Here is a 21,241-nt window from a genome sequence, read left to right as displayed (position 1 = left end):
GTCAAGGCCGGGGGGCCGTCTGCCCCCCGGACCCCCCGAGGATATTTCTGAAAAGAAGAAGCAGGGAGGCGCAGATGGCTTCGACGGTGATCAAGGGCGGAACGGTCGTCACGGCGGACCTGTCCCATGAGGCAGATGTTCTGGTCGAGGGCGGTGTGATCACCGCGATCGGCCAGGGCTTGAAGGGCGACACGGTGCTGGACGCCACCGGTTGCTACATCATGCCGGGCGGGATTGATCCGCATACGCATCTTGAGATGCCCTTCATGGGCACCTATTCGGCCGATGACTTTGAAAGCGGCACGCGGGCGGCGCTTGCGGGCGGCACGACGATGGTGGTCGACTTCATCCTGCCGGGACAGGGGCAGGGCCTGATGGATGCCGCACAGATGTGGCACAACAAGTCGGGTCGGGCGAACTGTGACTACTCTTTCCACATGGCGGTCACCTGGTGGGGAGAGAAGGTCTGGGAGGGCATGGAAGACAGCGTGAAGGCGGGGATCACCTCGTTCAAGCACTTCATGGCCTACAAGGGCGCCTTGATGGTAAATGACGACGAGCTGTTTTCCAGCTTCCGCCGCGTGGGTGATCTGGGCGGGCTTGCCATGGTGCATGCCGAGAATGGCGATGTGGTGGCAGAGCTGACCGCAAAGCTGTTGGCCGAGGGCAATCGGGGCCCCGAGGCGCATGCCTATTCCCGTCCGCCGCAGGTGGAGGGAGAGGCCACCAATCGCGCCATCATGATCGCCGATATGGCGGGCGTGCCGCTTTATGTCGTGCACACAAGCTGTGAAGAGGCGCATGAGGCGATCCGCCGGGCGCGGCAGGCTGGAAAGCGGGTCTGGGGTGAGCCCTTGATCCAACACCTGACGCTGGATGAGAGTGAGTATTTCAATCCCGACTGGGATCATGCCGCGCGGCGGGTGATGTCGCCGCCGTTCCGGTCAAAAGACCATCAGGCGAGCCTTTGGGCGGGGTTACAATCGGGCAGTCTGTCCTGTGTGGCGACCGACCACTGCAGCTTTACAACCGATCAGAAGCGGTTCGGATTGAACGATTTCTCGAAGATCCCGAACGGGACGGGCGGGCTTGAGGATCGGATGCCGATGCTCTGGACGCATGGCGTGAACACGGGGCGGCTGACCCCGAACGAGTTTGTGGCCGTCACCTCGACCAATATCGCCAAGATCCTGAACCTCTATCCGAAGAAGGGGGCGGTTCTGGTCGGGGCTGATGCCGATCTTGTGGTCTGGGACCCGGCGAAAGAGAAGGTCATCTCTGCCGGAACGCAGCAATCCTGCATCGATTACAACGTCTTTGAAGGGCAGAAGGTTAAGGGCCTGCCGCGCTTCACGCTGACGCGGGGCAAGGTGGCCATCCATGATGGCGAGATCCGCACCGAAGAGGGCCATGGCACGTTCGTCGGCCGCGAACCGCGCCCGGCGGTGAACCGGGCGCTGTCTGCCTGGAAAGAACTGACCGCGCCGCGGCCGGTTCAGCGGACGGGTGTGCCCGCGACGGGGGTTTGAGGCTTTGGTTTCTGTGGCACCGTGGTGAGGATCGGAGGCGCAAAGCAGATGTCCTCCGATTCCGTCACGGGGACGAAAGCGGTTTTGGTGTTCATGGTATCCTCCCTCAGAAGTTGCATGATGGGGCAGGTTGGTGACAGATACATGAAGAGCGGGGGCAGGACCCCTGCCTGCGGGGTGGAATGACAGAAGCGGGAACGACAGCAGTGATCGAGGCGAAGGCCCTTGATCTGGTGTTCCAGACGGCCGACGGGCCAGTGCATGCGTTGAAGGACGTGAACCTCTCGATCAACCGGGGTGAGTTCGTCAGCTTCATCGGCCCGTCTGGGTGCGGCAAGACTACGTTCCTGCGCTGCATTGCGGCCCTGGAGCATCCGACTGGCGGAAGCCTGACCGTGAATGGCCTGACCCCGGACGAGGCGCGGCGCAAGCGTGCCTATGGCTATGTGTTTCAGGCGGCGGGGCTTTATCCGTGGCGTACCATCGCGGGAAACATCAAGCTACCGCTTGAGATCATGGGGTTCTCACGCGACGAGCAGGAAGAGCGGGTGAGGAACGTCTTGCAGCTTGTTGATCTTGAAGGGTTTGGCAAGAAATTCCCATGGCAGCTTTCGGGCGGTATGCAGCAGCGCGCGAGCATCGCGCGGGCGCTGGCTTTCGACGCCGACATCCTGTTGATGGATGAGCCCTTCGGCGCGCTGGACGAGATTGTGCGCGACCGCCTGAACGAAGAGCTTTTGAAGCTGTGGGCGCGAACTGGCAAGACGATCGGTTTCGTCACCCATTCAATCCCAGAGGCGGTGTATCTCTCCACCAAGATCGTCGTCATGTCGCCACGTCCGGGGCGGATCACGGATGTGATCGACAGCCCCCTGCCGAAGGACAGGCCGCTGGAAATCCGCGATAGCCGCGACTTCATCGAGATCGCGCATCGCGTACGTGAAGGTCTGCGTGCGGGGCATGGCGATGAGGTCTGAGCGCGTGACTACGCTTCATGAACTTCCCGCGCGCTGCCGCACCCCGGATTTCAAGGTTTGGGGGCGCGATGCGTAGCCTCTTTCCCATCCTGACCGTCGTCGCTGCGATCATCGGGGTCTGGTATCTGGCGGCGATCTGGATGAACGCGACCTGGGTCTATGATCAGGCGGCGCGCGATGGCCGCGAGGTCGGGTTCTCCGAGGTGGTCGGGCAGACGCTCAATCAGGAACGACCGGTCCTGCCCGCGCCGCATCAGGTGGCCAAGGGGCTGTGGGATGGCGTTGCCGGGCAAAAGGTGACCTCGAAGCGCAGCCTTGTCTATCACGGCTGGGTCACGCTCTCGGCGACCCTGCTGGGCTTTGCCTTTGGATCTGCGGCGGGCATCCTGCTTGCGGTGGGCATCGTCTATAACCGCGCGATGGACATGAGCGTGATGCCTTGGGCCATCGCGAGCCAGACCATCCCGATCCTCGCCATCGCGCCGATGATCATTGTGGTTCTGAACAGCCTTGGCGTGACGGGTATCGTGCCCAAGGCGATCATCTCGGCCTATCTCAGCTTCTTTCCGGTGGTCGTGGGCATGGTGAAGGGCCTGCGCAGCCCCGACGCCATGCAGCTTGACCTGATGCGCACTTATAATGCGAACGGGGCGCAGACATTTGGCAAGCTGCGGCTTCCGTCCTCGATGCCCTACCTGTTTGCGAGCCTCAAGGTGGGGGTTGCGGCATCGCTGGTCGGGACCATCGTGGGAGAGTTGCCGACGGGCGCCGTGGCCGGGCTGGGCTCGCGACTGCTGTCAGGCAGCTACTATGGCCAGACGGTGCAGATCTGGGCGGCCCTCTTCGCGGCGGCCATTCTGGCGGCAAGCTTGGTGGGCATTATCGGCTGGGTCGAGCGGGTGGTGCTGGCACGGATGGGGTTGGTGCGATGACGGGACTGGGTGTTCAGGCGGCGCTGATTGCTGCCGGATTTCTCATCGATGCGCGGCTCGGCGTCATGCTTGCGTTCTGGTTCGGTGCCTGGACGTTGAATGCGGGCCTTGCCGAACTACGCGCGCCCTGGGTGCGCCGGGTCGTGCCAATGATCTTTGGTGTTACCGTATTGGCACTGTGGGAAATGGCGGTCTCGCTGTTTGACATCAGCCCGGTGATCCTGCCTGCGCCCTCGGCCATCTGGGCGCAGATCGTGACCAGCCTGCCAACGCTGTGGGCCGACTTCCTGCAGACGTTCCTGAAAGGCGCGCTGACCGGCTATGTCATCGGTTGCGCGGCGGCGGTGGTAGTGGCGATCCTGATCGACCGCTCACCCTTTCTGCAACGCGGGCTGCTGCCGGTGGGGAACTTCGTCGCGGCCCTGCCGATTGTCGGCATCGCGCCGATCATGGTGATGTGGTTCGGCTTTGACTGGCACTCCAAGGCGGCGGTCGTGGTGATCATGGTGTTCTTCCCGGTGCTGGTGAACATGGTGGCCGGCCTCAAGGCGACCGAGCCCATGCAGCGCGACCTGATGTCGACCTATTCGGCAAGCTACTGGCAAACGCTGGTGAAGCTGCGGCTTCCTGCCGCGATGCCTTTCCTGTTCAACGGGCTGAAGATCGCGACCACACTTGCGCTGATCGGTGCGATCGTGGCCGAATTCTTTGGCAGCCCTATCGTCGGCATGGGCTTCCGGATCACGGCCGAGATCGGCCGGCTGGGTCTGCCGATGATCTGGGCGGAAATCGCGGTTGCCGCGCTGGCCGGTTCGGCCTTCTATGGCGTGGTGGCGCTGATCGAGAAGCGGGTGACATTCTGGCACCCGTCGCAACGCAGACAAGGCACTGAATGAGCCGGGAAAACCCGGACAACATGGAGGTACTGGGAATGAAGAAGTTGATGACGACGGCAATGGGTCTGGCGCTGATGGCGACCGGCGCCTGGGCCGAGGATGTGACGCTGCAGCTGAAATGGGTGACTCAGGCCCAGTTCGCCGGCTATTTCGTGGCCAAGGACAAGGGGTTCTATGAGGAAGAGGGGCTGAATGTCACCATCCTTCCGGGCGGACCCGACGTGGCACCCACGCAGGTGATCGCAGGTGGTGGCGCGGATGTTGTGGTGGACTGGATGCCTTCGGCCCTTGCCGCGCGCGAAAAGGGTCTGCCGCTGGTCAATATCGCCCAGCCCTTCAAATCCTCGGGCATGATGCTGACCTGCCTCAAGGAATCCGGCGTGGCCTCTCCGGCGGACTTCAAGGGCAAGACGCTTGGCGTCTGGTTCGGTGGCAACGAGTATCCGTTCCTGAACTGGATGAACAAGCTGGGCCTCAAGACCGACGGCACCGACGTGACTGTGCTGAAGCAAGGCTTTAACGTGGACCCGCTTTTGCAAAAGCAGGCGGCCTGCATCTCGACCATGACCTACAATGAATATTGGCAGGTCATCGACGCCGGGGTGAAGCCCGAAGACCTCGTGACCTTCAAGTATGAGGATGAGGGCGTGGCGACGCTGGAAGATGGCCTTTATGTCCTTGAGGAAAAGCTGAAGGATGCGGCTTTCGAGGACAAGATGGTCAAGTTCGTCCGTGCCAGCATGAAGGGCTGGAAATACGCCGAGGCCAACCCGGATGAGGCCGCCATGATCGTTCTGGAAAATGACGAGACCGGCGCGCAGACCGAAACGCACCAGAAGCGCATGATGGGCGAGATTGCCAAGCTGACCGCCGGTTCGAATGGCGCGCTGGATGAGGCCGACTTCAAGCGCACGGTGGGTGCGCTGATGTCGGGCGGGTCGGACCCGGTGATCACGGCCGAGCCGACCGGTGCTTGGACGCACCAGATCACTGACAAGGCGCTGCAATAAGCGCAGCCTTGGATCAGACAGGGGCGCGCCGGGAAACTGGCGCGCCTTTTGTTTGGGGAGGGCAGATCCGAATGAGGCTTCTCCCCCCGGCGCCCTTGACGGCTCCCCCAAGGGATTTGGCCCCCAATGAAGGGGCTTTGTAAAGTTTACTGTGGGCTGTAAACTTCCTGCCGGAGGTGCCCCATGCCGTTGAATGCCCTGACCGGAAGTCGCGTGCGCGAACGCAGGCTGGCGCTTGGATTGCGGCAGGCCGAGGTGGCCAAGGCGACCGGGATTTCCGCCTCATACCTCAATCTGATCGAGCACAATCGCAGGCGGATTGCGGGCGATGTTCTGCGGCGTCTGGCGCAGGCGCTTGCAACTGAGGTCGATGCACTGGAAGAGGGCGCGCCCGATGATCTGGCCGAGGCCTTGCGTGCGGCCGCCCAAGAGCCGGGGGGCGAGCGCGCCGAGCTTGAGCGTCTGGACGAGTATCTGGGGCGTTTTCCCGGCTGGGCGGGGGTTACGGCCGGGCTGCGCCAGCGCATTGGGCAACTGGAACGCGCCGTTGCCGCGCTGAATGACCGGATCGCCCATGACCCGCATCTGGGCGCCGCCCTGCATGAGGTGCTGTCGGCGGTGAGTTCCGTCCGGTCGACCGCCGGGATCTTGGCCGAGACCGAGGATATCGAGCCCGAATGGCGCAGCCGGTTCCATGCCAATCTCTACAAGGACAGTGAGCGGTTGGCGCGCGGGGCCGAAGCGCTGGTCACCTATCTGGAAGGCGCCGAGCAGGATGCGACCGCAGGCACAGGCTCGCCAGAGGAAGAGCTCGACCGATGGCTTGCGGCGCGCGGCTGGCATCTTGAGGGGGACGCCGCGGCCGAGGCTGAGGCGCTGAGTACCGATGTGGCGCGCGATATGGCGCGCCGGTTGGTGGCGGCGCATTCGGCTGATGTGAAGCACCTGCCGGATGGTGCTTTCGATGCCGCGATGGAGGCCGCAGAGGGCGATCCCCTGCGCGTGGCGGCCCGGATGGGTTCAAGCGTCCTGTCTGTCATGCGTCGCATAGCCCTGCGTCCGGGGGCTGTCGAGGGGCTGGTGGTCTGTGATGCGGCCGGGGCACTCTTGTTATGCAAACCAGTCCCCGGCTTTCGACCGCCGCGCTTTGGGGCGGGCTGTGCGCTCTGGCCGCTGTTTTCCGCACTCACCCGTCCGTTCCAGCCTATTGCTGCGGAGCTGGTCATGGCGGGTCGAAACGGTGACCGTTTTGCTGCGCGCGCCTATGCCGAGGCTACGTTCCCGGATGGCTTTGCCGGGGTCGAGGTGCGGCAGGCCGGGATGTTGCTGACCCCGCTTGCCGGGATCGCCTCGGCTGCGGCGCTCCGTGTGGGGGCGACCTGCCGCATCTGCCCCGAAGGCGGATGCCCGGCGCGTCGGGAGCCTTCGATCCTTGCTGGGATCTGATGGCGCTTTGGCCTTTTGACATGTGGCGCCTTTCCGCCGATAGTCGGCGCTGAGGGGCCCGGGCATTGCCCGGGAAAGTGCAGGGGGACGCCAACTTGGCCAGGCACGCCATGCTGATCGAGGATGAACCCAACATCGCCGAGGCGATCCGCTTTCTGCTGACGCGCGATGGCTGGCAGGTTACGGCCCTCGCCGACGGTGGCGTAGCAGAGCAGGCCGTCCGTCAGGACCGCCCTGATCTGGTGATCCTCGACCTGATGCTGCCGGGGCGGTCGGGTCTGGAAATCCTGATGGCCCTGCGCGCCGATCCGGCATTGTCCGGCTTGCCGGTGATGATGCTGACCGCCAAGGGGCAGGGGCGTGACCGCGAGGCCGCAGAACGCGCGGGCGCTGATCTCTTCATGGCCAAGCCCTTTGCCAATGCCGAGTTCGTGGCGGCCGCGCGGTCGCTGGTCGGCCTATGAACCGGCGCGGCCCCGTTTTTCTGGCGCGCCGGTCCTACCGGATGCGGCGGTTGCGCGACGGGGCGCGACTCTTGCCGGTGGCGGGCACTTTCCTTCTGCTTCTGCCGATCCTCTGGCAACCCGCGGCAACCGAGGCCCGCGATACCGCCTTTGACGGTATATACATCTTTGCCGTCTGGGCCGGACTGATCATCGTGGCCGCGATCCTGTCGCGTGCGCTTGGCACTGGCGAAGAGGCCGAGGCCCCCGCCGGGCGAGAGGATGACGAAGGGTTGACGCCATGACTGCCCCGGGTCTGCGGCAAGGGGACGTCTGATGCCGTTCAACCTGCTTGTCCTTGCATGCCTGACCTATGTGGCCTTCCTCTTTGCCATTGCCTTTGCGGTCGAACGGCGGGCGCAGGCTGGGGCGGCGGGGTGGCTGCGGTCACCATGGATTTATACGCTGTCGCTGTCGATCTACTGCACGGCCTGGACCTTTTACGGCGCGGTCGGCTATGCGGCGCGTTCGGGGCTGGAGTTCGTGACGATCTACCTTGGCCCGACGCTGATGTTCATCGGCTGGTGGTGGGTTCTGCGCAAGTTGGTGCGGATCGGAAGGCAACAGCGCGTCACCTCCATCGCCGACATGATCTCCAGCCGCTACGGCAAGTCGAACCTGTTGGGCGTGATCGTCACGCTGATTTGCGTGGTGGCAGCCACACCCTATATCGCACTGCAATTGCAGTCGGTGACGCTCAGCTTCGGGGTGTTCGCGGCGGCAGGCAGTTACGGCTGGGTGATGCCCGATACGGCTTCGACCGGGCTGTGGGTGGCAAGCGGACTTGCGCTGTTCACCATCCTTTTCGGCACCCGGAACCTTGATGCTAACGAACAACATACCGGCATCGTGATTGCCATCGCGGTCGAGGCGGTGGTCAAGCTGGTGGCGCTGGTGGCTGTGGGCATCTTTGTCGTCTGGTTCATTGCCGACGGGCCTGCCGATATCGTGACGCGGATCAACGCCTCTCCGATCGCGGATTGGGAGCTGGTGCCGACCCGCTGGGCCGGGCTGATCGCCCTGTCGGCAACCGCGGTGATCACCTTGCCGCGCATGTTTCAGGTGCTGGTCGTCGAGAATTCAGACGAGCGCAATCTGGCGACCGCAAGCTGGGCCTTTCCGCTCTACCTTGCCGCGATGAGCGTTTTTGTGGTGCCCATCGCCGTCGTGGGCCTGCAGATGCTGCCCGCAGGTGCAAATCCCGACCTCTTCGTGCTGACGGTGCCGCTGAGCGTGGGGCAAGGCGGGCTTGCGATGCTGGCCTTCCTGGGCGGCTTTTCGTCAGCAACCTCGATGGTGATCGTGGCGTCGATCGCGCTGGCCACCATGGTGTCGAACCATATCGTGATGCCGGTTTGGCTAAGCCTTCGCCCCACGCGAGAGGTGACGGGCGACGTGCGGCGGCTGGTGTTGAACGCGCGGCGTTTTTCCATCGCGGGTGTGCTGGGGCTTGGCTACCTCTACTACTCTTTCTCCGGCGGATCGGCCTCGCTGGCCTCAATCGGGCTGATCTCGTTTGTCGGCGTCGCACAGATGATGCCTGCGATGCTGGGCGGTCTTTTCTGGCGGGGGGCAACGCGGGTCGGGGCGGCGGCAGGGCTGATAACCGGCTTTGTCCTCTGGGCCTATACGCTGTTCCTGCCCAGCTTTGGCCCGGACAGTGTCTTCTCGCTCTCGGTGCTGATGGACGGGCCTTTGGGCCTGTCCTGGCTGCGTCCGCAGGCGCTGTTTGGTGCGCGCGGGATGGACCCGCTGATCCACGCCCTGTTCTGGAGTCTGGTCGGAAACACCACGGCCTTTGCGCTCGGGTCGCTGTTCAGCTTTCCCTCGCCGGTGGAACGCGTGCAGGGTTTGGCCTTCGTCAATGTGTTTGATACCGAACGATCAGAGCCGCAGGCCTGGGATCAGGGGTTGATCGATACAGAGGAGCTTCTGAAGCTAGCGCAGCGGATTCTTGGGGATGAGCCCGCGCTGACCTTCTTTCAACAAGCGACCCAAGAGCAGGGGACCGACGGCTACCTGCCCGATCCGACGCCCGCATTTCTTGAGGCGCTCGAGCGCAAGCTTGCCGGTGCCGTAGGTGCGGCCGCAGCGCATGCGATGATCGCCGAGCTTGCCGGGCGCGCACGGGTGACGGTCGCGGACCTGATCCGCGTCGCCGATGAAACGGCGCAGATCATGGAGAATTCGAGCCGGCTTGAACATCAGCGCGCCGAACTGGAGCGCACCGCCCGACAGCTGCGCGAGGCAAATGAGAAGCTGACCCAGATCTCTATCCAGAAGGATGCTTTCCTCAGCCAGATCAGCCATGAATTGCGCACGCCGATGACCTCGATCCGGGCGTTCTCGGAAATTCTGATGGAAGGGGATGTCCCGCCAGAGATGGCTGTCACGCAGGCGCGCATCATTCATGAAGAGGCAATCCGCCTGACCCGCCTTCTGGACGATCTGCTGGACCTCAGCGTGCTTGAAAACGGCACCGTTCAGCTGGACCTTCGGCTCGTCAGCCTGACAGAGCTGATCGACCGGGCGCTGCGTGCGGCCGGTCAGGTGCGCCCGGATCAGACCTTTGTCATCTGGCGCGATCTGCCTACCGAGGCGCTGTTCATCCGGACCGACCCCGACCGGCTGGCACAGGTGTTCATCAATCTGGTGTCGAATGCCCGCAAGTATTGCGACGCCAGACAGCCTGAGATCCGTATCGCCGTGAAACAGCGTGGCGCGCGCGTGATCGTCGATTTCATCGACAACGGGTCGGGCATACCCAAGGACAAGCAGCATATCATCTTTGAGAAGTTTGCCCGCCTGACCGATCAGACCCGTGCCGGTGGTGCTGGCCTTGGCCTTGCAATCTGCCGCGAGATCATGGCGAACCTTGGCGGAAGCATCACCTATCTGCCCGCGCAGGGCGGGGCCGCCTTCCGGGTGACGCTGCCGCTGCGGCTTGAGAAGCCAAAGTATTCCGACGCAGCGTAACGGTTTTTCAACCCTTGGCGGTTCAGTCTGAAGGGACAGGGCCGCAGAAAGGGTGCCAGGATGTCCGCAATCCTTCGTCGCAAGATTGCCGCTTCGCGACCGCCGTCGCAGATGAGGCATGGCGCGTTGCAGCTTTTTCCGCTGTCGGTAGCGCGTACCGCGCGGAGGGGTCTTTCGCTTGACATCATCTGTGGCGACGCCGGATCAGACAGGGCGACCCTGGCCGAACTGCTGGAGATGCCGGCTGAAGGCGCGCTGATCCTGCTGCTGGAGGGGCCGGGCGGTAGCGGGGGCATGCTGGCGATGTGTCCGGCGATGCTGGCCGCGTTGATCGAGGTGCAGACGCTGGGCTGTGTCAACACGCACCCCATTTTGCCGCGACGTCCCACCCGTACCGATGCGGCTATGGTCTCCGATTGGGTCGATGCGATGCTGATCGATCTTGAGGATACATTGGCCTGCCACGAGGACCTGACCTGGGTCGATGGCTTTCGCGTCAGCGGGCATCTGGTTGATACGCGTCCACTGGCCCTGATGCTGGAGGATGTGGCGTATCAGGCGCTCTGCCTGACCTGCGATCTTGCTCAGGCCCGCGAGGGGCGCATTGTCCTTGCGCTTCCTGCTGACGGGAGAGGGCGGAAGCCCAAAACCGACGATCCGGTCGAACAATCATCCGGCCCCGCAGATACCGACTTCGGCCCGCAACTGGCGGCCCGTGTTCTGGCGGCGCGGGCTGAAGTGCAGGCCAGTCTCTTGCGTCTGCGCCTTCCACTGGCTGAACTGAACGGGCTTCGTGCGGGGCAATTGCTGCCCCTGCCGATGGCTGCGCTGGACCGGATCGAGATTCTCGGGATTGATGGCGTGTCACGAGCCGTTGGACGCCTAGGTCAGCAAGGCGGCCAGCGCGCGGTCAGGATCACCCAATGTGAGGAGGTGCGTGCTGCATCTGCGGACGCAGCAGTGGCTTTGCCCGCATTGGCGCGGGCAAGCTAGGGCCTCTGGATCAGTCCTGCTGTTCCAGCGTGGGGCGCAGCCATTCGAGGCTGTAGCCAAAGCGTGCGGCGGTGCCGATCAACTCGTCGGCCGGAACCTTGCCGGCATGAGCAAGCGCCCAGACCACCGACGAGCGGTTGCCGCTGGCGCAATAGGCAAAAACCGGACCGGGGCTTTGTTCGATCGTCTGGCGTTGCGTGGCCACGTTATCTTCAGTGATCGCCCCGCCGATCACCGGATTCACGATGTAGGTCAGCCCCGCGGCCTCGGCCGCTTGCCGCATCGGATCGGTATGCAGATGGGGCGGGATCTCGGCATCGGGGCGATTGTTGATTACGGTGACAAAGCCAGCTGCACGGATCGTGGCAAAATCCTCGGGCGCGACCTGCGGGGATACGGCGTAGGATTGGGTAAGGGCGCGGATATCCATCAGTAGAACCTTCGGGCGGGGGCCGGCGCAATCCGGCGGCATTTTGCGGTTGGGCGCACCTTAACTGCGACCTTGACTGGACGGAAGGGGGGTATGCGGCGCAGACTGCCATCGGGGAAGAGGACCCTATGGATTGGGCGCGGCCTTCCGCCCGCCATGGAAAGGGTGTGCGCGACTTTGACCTTGATCAAGGCGGCGCGGCGGATCGACCCCTATGACTATTCTTGCGCTACAGGAGGAACGAATGAAATCTATCGCCCAACGCAAGACCGCCCTTGAAGATCGCCGCGCAACGTTGCTTGCGCGCATGGAAGGAATCGAGGCTGAACTCGACAGTCACCAATCCCGTGACTGGGAGGAAAGCGCGACCGAGCGCGAGGGCGATGAGGTGCTGGAGCACATGGGCCTGTCGGCCCAGCAAGAGCTTCGCATGATCGAGGCAGCGCTGCACCGGATTGATGAAGGTGAATACGGCTTCTGCACCAAGTGCGGCGCCCCGATTGGCGATGCGCGTCTGGATGTGCTGCCCTACACCCCGTTCTGCCGCAACTGCGCAACCTGAGGGAGGACTACGACATGACCGATCGTGAAAAGACAGATATGCAGGCATCCTTGGAAACCTTGTTTACCGAGATGCAGGCCCTGATGGGTCTGATGCCAGCCAAGCATCACGCAGAACCGGCCGAAGGACAGGACGCAGTCGCCGCACAAGCGCGCCGTACAACCGAGGATGAGGCGATCGAGGCCGGCTTCGACAATATGCCGGTCTGATCGCGCCGATCGGGGCGCACCGATCGGCCAGATGCCGCGCGCGCCGATGCGCCGGTGCAATCTCTGGCCTCTAACCCCATGAAGCGCATTGCAAACGCACCTGTTTCGATTCTTACTTGTGAAAACAAGGAGTCGGCAGGCATGGGCGGGGCAGATCTGGTGCGGCGGGAAAACCACGGGTCAGTGGCCGTGCTCTTGCCCGACCCGCGACCCGTAAATGTCTGGACGCCCGAGCTGTGTCGCGCGCTGCAAGCTGAGCTTGCGCAGGCGGCCAGCGAAGATATCGCGGCAATCGTGATCCATTCAGCCGGGCGCAGCTTTCCGATGGATGCCCGGCTTGTTGAAGGTGAGGTTGATCTGCTTTGCGGCGCAGTTGAATCGCTCTGCCAGTCGATCGAGATGTGCCCGAAGCCGGTCGTGGTTGCTTTGCATGGCTCTGCCCTTGGCACCGGCCTTTCCATAGCTCTGGCCGCGACGGCCCGTATCGCACAGGCCAATGCGCAGGTTGGCTTCCCCGAGGTGACGCTGGGACTGGTCCCCGCCGCCGGGGCGACGCAGCGGCTGCCACGGCTGATCGGTGCGGAGCAGGCCCTGCGCATGATGCTGACGGGGCGCCCAATCCCGGCGGCCGAGGGGCTCGCGATGGGGCTTCTGGATCATGTCACCGATGCGCCGCTGGAACCTGCGGCGCTGGAGGTTGCGACGGCGCTGGCCGCGCAGCCGCACCCAGCAACCCGTGACCGGAACGACGGCCTCCGTGATGGACGCGCATTCCAACAGGCCATTTCGGCAGCGCGCGCGCGCACGGCATCGGGCCATCTGCCCGCGCCCTCTCGTATCATCGACTGTATCGAGGCGGCGCAGCTTCTGCCCTTTGAGATGGGGCTCGATTTTGAACGCGCCGCTGCGGCAGAACTTGCGCGATCATCGCAGGCCGCAGGGCTTCGCCATGTCTTCCTCGCTGAACTACGTGCGGCCCATTTCCCGGAGACGAAGCAGGTTTCCGGAATGCGGACCCCGACCTTCAACCGGCTGGGCGTGCTGGGCGCGCTTGCCGATGACATCGTGATGCCCGCACTTGCAGCGGGACTGGAGGTTCTGCTGGTTGAGCCTGACCCGTCGCGACTGGTGCAATCGCTGGAACGCATCGCCTCGGCGCAGGAAAAGGCTGTCCAGCAGGGTCGGATGACTGCACGCCAGCGCGACACCGAATGGGCGCGGCTCGGTTCATCGACCACGCCAGAGGTTCTGGACGGCTGCGACGCGATTATCGTGGGTGATCCCGTCCTGTTGTCGCAGGCCGCCGCAATGACCGCGCCGGGCGTCATGATCGGGCTTGCGATGTGGGCCGATCTTCTACCCGCGGGGCGCGAGGGGGATATCGTCGGGTTCCGACAGGGCGGCAGTCGCTTTGTCGAAATTTCCGTCGGGCCGCAAACCCGGCCAGAGCAGGTTCTGGTCGCGCTTGCGCTTGCGCGGCACCTGGGCTGCACCACACTGCGGACGCTTGCGCCGGGCGGAGTTGCTGCGCGGGTCATGGCGGCCGGCCGTACTGCGGCGCAGAGGCTCTTCGCCTCGGGTGAGAATGCAGGGGCGATAACGGCGGTTCTGGCGGTCTATGGGCTTGGACCGCTTGGCCCGCAGGGGGATGGTGCGGGGGCGGTTGCAGTGTCACGCGAGCGATCAGACAAGATCGCGGCGCGCGTGCTGTCAGCCATGGCGAACGAGGGCGCGCGCATGATCGAGGAAGGCGTGGTGACCCGCCCGTCAGATGTGGATTTTGCTGTGGTGGCAGGTGGCGGCTTCGCGCGCTGGCAGGGCGGGCCGATGTTCTGGGCCGATCAGCGCGGGCTTCTGATCTTGCGGCGCGATCTGGCTGTCTGGGCATGGGAGGCGCCGGAGATCTGGACAGCGGCCCCGCTGGTTGTGGATCTGGTGTCGTCCAGCCGTCATTTCGCCGACCTGGATCGCGTCTAGCCGCCGATGCGCGTTACGAAAGCAGAATACCGCTGACCACGATCATCAGTCCAAGCGCCGATACGCCAAGCGCGGCCATGTTCAGGATCACTACGCGCTGCAGGCGGCTGCGCATGTCGTCTTCGTCAGCGGCGGTCTTGCGGGCCTGCAAGGCAAGCAGAACGCACCAGATCAACCCGGCGATCCCAGCAAACGAAACCAGTGCTCCCAGTCCGATCATCCACTCCATCCCCCTTTGCCCTTCCTTGGTCGTTGGCGGCTCTGTCGGCCCCCTGATCCGGTCGGGCATCGCCGGCCCAACCGAAATGCGCGGTGATCGGCAAGATCCCGCCCATGATGGCGTAGCCCATCGCAAGGGGCGCTGGCAAGTGCGCTTTGGTATGGCGGATTGACCGCCTGAGCGGAAAAGGCGCGCCAATGGCCCCGGGATACCGCCCTTGATCCGCCCCCGGTGCCCCGGTAGGAAGGGCAAAACTTCTGACATGAGGCCAAGGATGAGCGACGCGAACGATCCCTACAATGTCACGGCCGACGAGCTGCGCCAGTTCATCGAACGGTACGAACAGCTGGAAGCTGAAAAGAAAGATATCACCGAACAGCAGAAAGAGGTCATGGCAGAGGCCAAGGGGCGTGGCTATGACACCAAGGTGATGCGCAAGATCATCGCCCTGCGCAAACGCAAGGCTGACGACATCGCCGAGGAGGAAGCAATCCTCGAGATGTACAAGCAGGCGCTTGGCATGGTCTGATCCGACCGGCGCGCCCGAGAGGGCGCGCAATCACGCCTCGATCATCGTCACGTCGGGCAGGGTGGCAATGATGGCAAGGTCGCGCTCGTAGTTTTCGGTCATGCGCGCGACCATTTCAGCAGTCCATCCCGGCAGCGAGACATTGACCTCCAGCGCCTCGGGCCTGCCGAAGCGTTCAAGATAGGCCGTCACGATCCTGCGCCGGTCAAGGATGGAGGCTGGTGGGCGGGCGTTCATGTAGCTGGTCATCCGCCCCAAACCGCGCGTTGTCATCAGCGATGCGAGCAGATCATTCGTCCCGTCCAGCTGCACTCCTTCGGGCAGATCAGCCACGGCCTGCAGCACCTCGGGCCAGACCAGCGGACTGTCCTCGTCCGCCCAGACGGTGATTGGCACATCGGGGTTCGCCGCGCGGATGTCGCGCAATGTGTCCGACCAGCGCAGCTCTTCGGGATCGGTTCCGCGGATGAAGGCCTCGTAACTCGTTTCACGCTGGCGGCGGAAGAGCTCGGGCAAGAACGTCGCGGGGTTGCGCACTGCCAGAAAGAATTCCGCCTCATGGTCAGGGAAGATGCCCGTGATCGCGCGCATCCGCTCACCCGCCGAGCGGTAGAAGGCGCCGCGCACGGCCCAGGTTGGAAAGGCCAGAAAGTTTTCCCAAGACAGGACAAGCCGGTCGGGATCGTCATTTTCAAGCATGTGGTCGAGCAGCGCGTCCTGAAACTCGGTCGTCGCTGGCAGACCGTTTAATCGTGCTGCGGCATCCCGGATCAGGCTGCGGTAGCTGTTCGGATCGGGAACCTCGATCCCTGCTTCGGCCAGTGCGGCAGCGTTGCGATGCAACGTGTTCACCAGAAGGTCGTCGTCGGTGCAATGCACGCCGAGGTGGTAGGCGATCTGCATGGGGTAGGGGAAGCCTGTTGATGTTTGGCGCGACTATACGGGGTTTTCTGGACAGGGAAACCGCTTTCGACTAGGCAAGCCGCATGGAGACCGAGCGCAAGATCCCGGGCATCAGCCGCATCTGGGCCAACATGCCCGACGGATGGACCGTTGCCGCCGTTTTGATCGGCCTCTTTGTGCTGTCCCCCATCGTCTCGGTCGTCTGGATCGCCTTCAACCCGACCGAGAACATCTGGCCGCATCTGATGTCGACGGTCATGCCGCGCTATCTGCGTGCGACGTTGACGCTGATGCTGGGCGTTGCCGTGCTGACGGCGGCGGTGGGCACAGGGGCGGCCTGGCTGGTGACACTCTACCGCTTTCCGGGGTCGCGCTGGCTGTCGCATGCGCTTTTGCTGCCCATGGCGGTACCTGCATATATCGGGGCCTATGCGCTGGTCGATTTCTTCGACTATTCGGGCGCCGTTCAGGTGACCTTGCGCGCACTTACCGGATGGCAGAGCGCATCGGATTACTGGTTTCCTAAGGTTCGTTCGGAATGGGCTGCGGTTCTGGTTCTGTCGGCGGCACTTTACCCTTATGTCTACCTGCTGGCGCGGGCGGCATTTCGCGAGCAATCGGGGGGCGCCTATGAGGTTGCGCGCGCACTTGGTGCCGGACCCTGGGGCATGTTCTGGCGCGTCGGGCTGCCGCTTGCCCGGCCCGCAATCGCGGCTGGCGTGTCGCTTGCCCTGATGGAGACTGTTGCTGACTATGGCACCGTCTTTCATTTCGGTGTCCAGACCCTGACCACTGGCATCTTTACCACCTGGCTTGAGGCGGGGAATGCAGGTGGTGCCGCGCAGATCGCGGGTGTCTCACTTGTGCTGATCGTGGCCCTGATGGGGGCCGAACGTCTGGGCCGGAAACGGGCGCGCTTTCACGGCTCGGCCCGCCATCACAGGCCAGTGGTGCCGCGGCAGTTGACGGGCGCGCAAGGTGCGCTTGCGGCGATCCTTTGCGCACTGCCCTTTGCCATGGGGTTCGTGTTGCCGGTTGCGGTGATGGGTGGCCATGCCCTGCGCAACCCTGAGGCCTGGATCGCGCCGGACCAGTTGCGCGCGCTTGGCAATACGCTCGTGTCCGGGGGGATTGCAGCCGTCGTAACCGTTGGCGCGGCGCTGGTGCTGGTCTATGGCCTGCGTCTTGCCGGACGCGCGATGCCGCGCTGGATCCTGCCGGTGACAGCGATTGGTTATGCCGCGCCGGGGGCGGTGCTGGCGCTTGGTATCCTTGTGCCGATGGCTGCGCTGGATCATCGCGTCGCCGACGCAATCCTCTGGATCACGGGGACAGATCCGGGGCTTCTGATCACCGGGACGGCCGGTGCGATCATCCTCGCCTATATCGTGCGCTTTTTCGGTATTGCGCAGGGGGCGGTTGATGCCGCCTTCGGGCGTATCTCGCCGAATCTGCCACTGGCCGCGCGGGCACTTGGTCGCGGTCGAGGCGCTGTTCTGCGCGAGGTCTATCTGCCCATGATGCGAGGATCCGTTGCAATGGCCTTGCTGGTGGTTTTTGTCGACTGCGTGAAAGAGCTGCCGGCCACGCTGCTACTGCGCCCGTTCAACTATAATACGCTGGCCACCCGGATGCAGGAGTTGGCCTCGCTGGAGCGTCTGGGACAGGCCGCACCTGCCGCGCTGATGGTGGTCGCGGTAAGCCTTGTTGCCGTCGCGCTCGTCGCGCGGATGGAAGCGCGCTAGCCTCTTGCACCACCACATGAGCTTCGCTATGTGAGGGGCGTGCCTCTATAGCTCAGCTGGTAGAGCACCTGATTTGTAATCAGGGGGTCGGGGGTTCGAGCCCCTCTGGGGGCACCATTTTCCAGGCAAATTGTGAGATACAGCGCCCTAGCCACCTTGGCTTGCTGTTGCTGCATCGGTTTTCCGTGGCTGACGCTCGGGCGGGAGGGAGCGGTGGGGCGGCTCTTCGCCAACCCCACTGCCTCTCGCGGAAAATGCCTTGCTCTCAACTTTTACCTGACAGCCCGGAACAGGGGCGTCGCACTCGTCACTACAAAAAACACCGGTCAATAACTTCGTACGCAAGGGCGAGCGTTCCCACCAAAACCGAAACAACATTGCCATTCTGGCGGGTGTTGTTTCCACAACCAATACAACGTCTGGCCCTTGCGTAAGATCAACTAGCCATTGTGGGGGTGATTCCGGTAGTTGGCTTTTTAGACATGTCTAAATGGACAGGTATGGATTCCCTGACCGCTGTGTCTGCAGCATTTGGAATCAGGCGCATGTCGTCGGCTGTTTCCGGCCAAGTGTGCCCATGGGAAGGGAATTTCCCGCCGGATCATACAGATTCCACCCACAGGACTCTGTCGCTGCCTGTGGACAACTGCGCGGACTCACCATTCGAATGGCCATAGCCTTTTGGTCAAACGCAGGCCGGTCCGGTCGCAGGGAATCGAGAGGCATCAGCTTGGAACTGATCATTGGAACGCGGCGCATTGTGCCGGAAGCCATCCAGCAATTGGATGACGGGGTTGAGGCCATCCTGCGCGGATCGGCAGTGCTGCCCGTGCTGGATGCGGCCTTTCATGGCGCGGGCTCGATCGAGGTGTTGGGCGGCGCGTTCGATCGCCGCCCGATGGATCTGGTCAGCATCGAGATGTCGTGCGACGTGACGCGTCTGACACTGGTCTGCACAGGGCCTGCGCCGCGCCTGATCTGATCAGGCTACGCGCTGGCCCTGCACCCAGACCCCGCGCACCGATGCCGCGCGGCCCACACGACCGACCCGGATCACATCTGCGCGCGCCCCGGTCTGCAGGCGGCCCCGGTCGGTCAGGCCGACCGTTCCGGCGGGCGCTGCTGTCACGGTCGCAATCCCGCGCGCCACATCGCCCCAGAGATCGCCCAGCATCAGCGCCCCCGACAGCAGCGACGACGGCACATAGTCCGAGGACAGCACATCCAGCCGGCCCAGCTCGGCCAGTTTGCTTGCTGCGACATTGCCCGAATGGCTGCCGCCACGGATCAGGTTCGGCGCCCCCATCATCACAAGGATGCCGTGCCGATGGCAGGCCTCGGCGGCGTCAAGCGTGGTCGGGAACTCGGCAAAATGCACGCCATGCCCTGCGCTGATCGCGACCTGATCTGCGGTCGTGTCGTCATGGCTGGCAAGTGTTGCACCATAACGGCGGGCTTCGGCGACAACGGCAGCCTCGTGCCGCGCGCCCAGCCGGGCCCGCAAAGCCCGCTGGCTGGCGACGTGTTGGGCAAAGCCGTCCTCGGACATGCCGTGCTTGCCGACGACATATTCCTTCAGCTTTGAGAGATCGCGGAACTGGCGCTCTCCGGGCGTGTGATCCATCAGGCTTACGATGCCGATCCGGTCGGCGGGTCCAAAGCGCGCCAGCTCTTCGATCAGCGTTTCCGAGCAGGTTTCGGCGCGAAGATGCAGGAAGTGGCTGATCTTCAGCGCGCCTTGCGCGCGCAGATCAAGGATCTCATCCGCCAGCGCCCGCGCGTATTCGCCGTAGGTATTGGTTGCGTCGGTCAGGATCGACCCCACGCGCAGCGCGTCGAAGACCGTGGTGATCCCTACGCTGGCAAGTTCTGCATCATGGGCGACAATGGCGGCCTGATGGGGCCAGTCCACCTTCGGTCGGGGCTGGATGTGGCGTTCCAGATTGTCGGTGTGCAACTCGATCAGCCCTGGCATGACCAGATCGCCGCCGCAGTCGATGGCGCCGTGCGGCACGCTTGTGCCCTCGGCCATGTCGGCGATACGGCCTTGGGTCAGACGGATCTGTCCGCGCAGCACCTCGTCAGGCAGCACCAGCGTTGCGTTGGCAAGGAGTGTCTCGGTCATGGTCGGGGGTCCTGTGATGGGTTCCGTCGCGCTCCGTTGCCTTCAGATGCGCGATCACCGCTACTCGGTGGGAAGGGGTCATCGTCATGAAGCGCCGCCATGAAACGCGCGATGCTTCGGTTCAGCTGGCCTTCGTTCTGTACGGTAACATAGGGGATGCCCGGCGGCATGGCAAAGTCGGCACGGGCCAACCGGTCGTTCACGTCACCCGCGCTCTCGCGCCCTCGGGCGGAAAGTCGCGCAGCAAGGACCGCCTCTGGTGCTGTCACAAGGATTACCTTGAGGTTAGGGAAAAGCCGCAGCGCCCCAGGCAGGGCTGCACGCGATCCGTTGAAGAGGCGCAGCCCCGCGCCGGCAAACTCTGTTCGGGGCAGGGCGTAGTGCAGGCCATGCGCCTGCCAGTCCAGCGCAAACTCCCCGCGGGCCTTGCGGGCGGCGAACTCGTCGAGGGTCACACCCTCGAAACTCTCTCCTCCGGCATCCGAGGGGCGGGTGATCACCCGCCGCACCAGGTGCAGGTCAGGGCGCAGATGCTTGGCGTGGGCGATCAGCGTATCCTTTCCGGCGCCCGAGGGGCCTACGACCGCGACGATCATACCGCCACCTCTGGAGTGAAGCGGCTGACGTCAATCAGCCGGTCGCACACACGGTTTCGCGCGCCTTCATCATGGAAGATGCCGAGGATCGCAGCCCCGCGCGCCTTGGCCTCTTCGATCAGGGACAGCACCACCGCGCGGTTCACAGCGTCCAGACTGGCGGTCGGCTCGTCAAGCAGAAGGGCCGGATAGTCATGTACAAATCCGCGCGCGATGTTGACGCGCTGCTGCTCGCCGCCCGAAAAGGTGGTGGGCGACAGCGACCACAGCCGTTCAGGTACGTTCAGACGCGCCAGCAGTGTCGCCGCGCGGGCCTCGGCCTCGGCTGTGGGGTGACCAAGCCGCAACAGCGGTTCCGCCACGACCTGCAGGGTCGGCACGCGTGGCACCACGCGCAGGAACTGGCTGACATGGCCCAGCACCGCGCGCCGCAGGTGGATGATCTGGCGGGGGTCGGCCTGCGCCACATCCAGCCCACCTACAAGGATCCGCCCGCCGTTCGACAGGTAGTTGCCATAGATCATACGCATCAGCGTGGATTTGCCCGCGCCCGACTGGCCCACAAGCCCGACACATTCGCCCGGCGCCACGACGAGTTCTGCCCCGGCCATGACGGGGATGATCGCGCCGCCCTGATTGTGCAGGGCAAAGCATTTTGAAAGGTTCTCGACACGGATCATCGG

General features: G+C 63.8%; 22 protein-coding genes and 1 tRNA gene. 17 read left to right on the top strand and 6 right to left on the bottom strand.

What is annotated here, in order from left to right; all coding sequences use genetic code 11:
• Positions 1-74: 74 nt before the first annotated feature.
• The 10 genes from hydA to FQU74_RS08310 all read left to right on the top strand — a co-directional run bounded on the left by hydA (position 75) and on the right by FQU74_RS08310 (position 11,262).
• Positions 75-1,529: a dihydropyrimidinase gene (hydA, locus tag FQU74_RS08355; RefSeq protein WP_146285935.1), complete on the top strand. Its 1,455-nt coding sequence runs from the start codon at positions 75-77 to the stop codon at positions 1,527-1,529.
• Positions 1,530-1,711: 182 nt separating this feature from the next.
• The gene (locus FQU74_RS08350; RefSeq protein ID WP_146285934.1) at positions 1,712-2,506 is read left to right on the top strand and encodes an ABC transporter ATP-binding protein; all 795 of its coding nucleotides are present in this window, start codon (positions 1,712-1,714) and stop codon (positions 2,504-2,506) included.
• A gap of 17 nt (positions 2,507-2,523) precedes the next feature.
• Positions 2,524-3,438: an ABC transporter permease gene (locus FQU74_RS08345; RefSeq protein WP_421800971.1), complete on the top strand. Its 915-nt coding sequence runs from the start codon at positions 2,524-2,526 to the stop codon at positions 3,436-3,438.
• Positions 3,439-3,503: 65 nt separating this feature from the next.
• Positions 3,504-4,334 (top strand): ABC transporter permease, encoded by an 831-nt coding sequence (locus tag FQU74_RS08340; RefSeq protein WP_146286248.1) that lies wholly within the window; start codon positions 3,504-3,506, stop codon positions 4,332-4,334.
• Positions 4,335-4,369: 35 nt separating this feature from the next.
• Positions 4,370-5,344: an ABC transporter substrate-binding protein gene (locus tag FQU74_RS08335; RefSeq protein ID WP_146285932.1), complete on the top strand. Its 975-nt coding sequence runs from the start codon at positions 4,370-4,372 to the stop codon at positions 5,342-5,344.
• A gap of 183 nt (positions 5,345-5,527) precedes the next feature.
• Complete coding sequence (locus tag FQU74_RS08330) at positions 5,528-6,790, top strand: helix-turn-helix domain-containing protein (protein ID WP_146285931.1); 1,263 nt, start codon at positions 5,528-5,530, stop codon at positions 6,788-6,790.
• A 95-nt stretch (positions 6,791-6,885) separates the two neighbouring features.
• On the top strand, positions 6,886-7,254 hold the full coding sequence (locus FQU74_RS08325) for a response regulator transcription factor (protein WP_146285930.1): 369 nt from the start codon (positions 6,886-6,888) through the stop codon (positions 7,252-7,254).
• Complete coding sequence (locus FQU74_RS08320) at positions 7,251-7,538, top strand: hypothetical protein (RefSeq protein ID WP_146285929.1); 288 nt, start codon at positions 7,251-7,253, stop codon at positions 7,536-7,538. Before FQU74_RS08325 ends, FQU74_RS08320 begins: the two co-directional genes overlap by 4 nt.
• Before the next feature lie 31 nt (positions 7,539-7,569).
• Positions 7,570-10,269, top strand: a complete 2,700-nt coding sequence (locus FQU74_RS08315) for a sensor histidine kinase (RefSeq protein WP_146285928.1) — start codon at positions 7,570-7,572, stop codon at positions 10,267-10,269.
• Between the two features lie 60 nt (positions 10,270-10,329).
• On the top strand, positions 10,330-11,262 hold the full coding sequence (locus FQU74_RS08310; protein ID WP_146285927.1) for a FliM/FliN family flagellar motor C-terminal domain-containing protein: 933 nt from the start codon (positions 10,330-10,332) through the stop codon (positions 11,260-11,262).
• A gap of 10 nt (positions 11,263-11,272) precedes the next feature.
• Here the strand turns inward: FQU74_RS08310 and FQU74_RS08305 are convergent, their stop codons facing one another.
• A complete protein-coding gene (locus FQU74_RS08305) occupies positions 11,273-11,692 on the bottom strand; it encodes a protein tyrosine phosphatase family protein (RefSeq protein ID WP_146285926.1) in 420 nt (139 codons plus the stop codon).
• A 244-nt stretch (positions 11,693-11,936) separates the two neighbouring features.
• On the opposite strand from FQU74_RS08305, the gene FQU74_RS08300 reads away from it, so the two are divergent.
• The 3 genes from FQU74_RS08300 to FQU74_RS08290 all read left to right on the top strand — a co-directional run bounded on the left by FQU74_RS08300 (position 11,937) and on the right by FQU74_RS08290 (position 14,440).
• The gene (locus FQU74_RS08300) at positions 11,937-12,254 is read left to right on the top strand and encodes a TraR/DksA family transcriptional regulator (protein ID WP_146285925.1); all 318 of its coding nucleotides are present in this window, start codon (positions 11,937-11,939) and stop codon (positions 12,252-12,254) included.
• A 14-nt stretch (positions 12,255-12,268) separates the two neighbouring features.
• A complete protein-coding gene (locus FQU74_RS08295) occupies positions 12,269-12,463 on the top strand; it encodes a hypothetical protein (RefSeq protein WP_146285924.1) in 195 nt (64 codons plus the stop codon).
• Between the two features lie 141 nt (positions 12,464-12,604).
• Positions 12,605-14,440 (top strand): enoyl-CoA hydratase-related protein, encoded by a 1,836-nt coding sequence (locus FQU74_RS08290; protein ID WP_158635556.1) that lies wholly within the window; start codon positions 12,605-12,607, stop codon positions 14,438-14,440.
• Positions 14,441-14,453: 13 nt separating this feature from the next.
• Here the strand turns inward: FQU74_RS08290 and FQU74_RS08285 are convergent, their stop codons facing one another.
• Entirely contained in the window at positions 14,454-14,729 is a 276-nt protein-coding gene (locus tag FQU74_RS08285; RefSeq protein WP_229704297.1) for a hypothetical protein, read from the bottom strand.
• Positions 14,730-14,934: 205 nt separating this feature from the next.
• Here FQU74_RS08285 and FQU74_RS08280 point away from each other — a divergent pair, with 205 nt between their 5' ends.
• Complete coding sequence (locus tag FQU74_RS08280; protein WP_146285922.1) at positions 14,935-15,189, top strand: DUF2312 domain-containing protein; 255 nt, start codon at positions 14,935-14,937, stop codon at positions 15,187-15,189.
• 30 nt (positions 15,190-15,219) lie between these two features.
• Here FQU74_RS08280 and FQU74_RS08275 read toward each other — a convergent pair whose 3' ends face one another.
• The gene (locus FQU74_RS08275) at positions 15,220-16,092 is read right to left on the bottom strand and encodes a hypothetical protein (RefSeq protein WP_146285921.1); all 873 of its coding nucleotides are present in this window, start codon (positions 16,090-16,092) and stop codon (positions 15,220-15,222) included.
• Positions 16,093-16,175: 83 nt separating this feature from the next.
• Between FQU74_RS08275 and FQU74_RS08270 the strand changes: the two genes are divergently transcribed.
• The 3 genes from FQU74_RS08270 (at position 16,176) to FQU74_RS08260 (ending at position 18,819) form a co-directional block, all read left to right on the top strand.
• Positions 16,176-17,837: an ABC transporter permease gene (locus FQU74_RS08270; protein ID WP_146285920.1), complete on the top strand. Its 1,662-nt coding sequence runs from the start codon at positions 16,176-16,178 to the stop codon at positions 17,835-17,837.
• 41 nt (positions 17,838-17,878) lie between these two features.
• A tRNA-Thr gene (locus FQU74_RS08265) sits at positions 17,879-17,954 on the top strand.
• A 613-nt stretch (positions 17,955-18,567) separates the two neighbouring features.
• Entirely contained in the window at positions 18,568-18,819 is a 252-nt protein-coding gene (locus FQU74_RS08260; protein ID WP_146285919.1) for a hypothetical protein, read from the top strand.
• Here the strand turns inward: FQU74_RS08260 and FQU74_RS08255 are convergent, their stop codons facing one another.
• From FQU74_RS08255 to phnL, 3 genes are read right to left on the bottom strand one after another with little or no spacing between them, the layout of a single operon-like run.
• A complete protein-coding gene (locus tag FQU74_RS08255) occupies positions 18,820-19,962 on the bottom strand; it encodes an alpha-D-ribose 1-methylphosphonate 5-triphosphate diphosphatase (RefSeq protein WP_146285918.1) in 1,143 nt (380 codons plus the stop codon).
• Positions 19,959-20,558: a phosphonate metabolism protein/1,5-bisphosphokinase (PRPP-forming) PhnN gene (gene phnN, locus FQU74_RS08250; protein WP_146285917.1), complete on the bottom strand. Its 600-nt coding sequence runs from the start codon at positions 20,556-20,558 to the stop codon at positions 19,959-19,961. The genes FQU74_RS08255 and phnN overlap by 4 nt, the downstream gene beginning before the upstream one ends.
• Positions 20,555-21,238 carry a phosphonate C-P lyase system protein PhnL gene (phnL, locus tag FQU74_RS08245; RefSeq protein ID WP_146285916.1) on the bottom strand — a complete coding sequence of 228 codons (684 nt, stop codon included), beginning with the start codon at positions 21,236-21,238 and terminating at the stop codon, positions 20,555-20,557. The genes phnN and phnL overlap by 4 nt, the downstream gene beginning before the upstream one ends.
• Between the last annotated feature and the right edge of the window lie 3 nt (positions 21,239-21,241).

The organism is Gemmobacter aquaticus (genome assembly GCF_007859075.1).
GTDB classification, from domain to species: Bacteria; Pseudomonadota; Alphaproteobacteria; order Rhodobacterales; family Rhodobacteraceae; genus Gemmobacter; species Gemmobacter aquaticus.
Note: the sequence above shows the minus strand (reverse complement) of the source record. Positions and strands in the feature narration are given on the sequence as shown.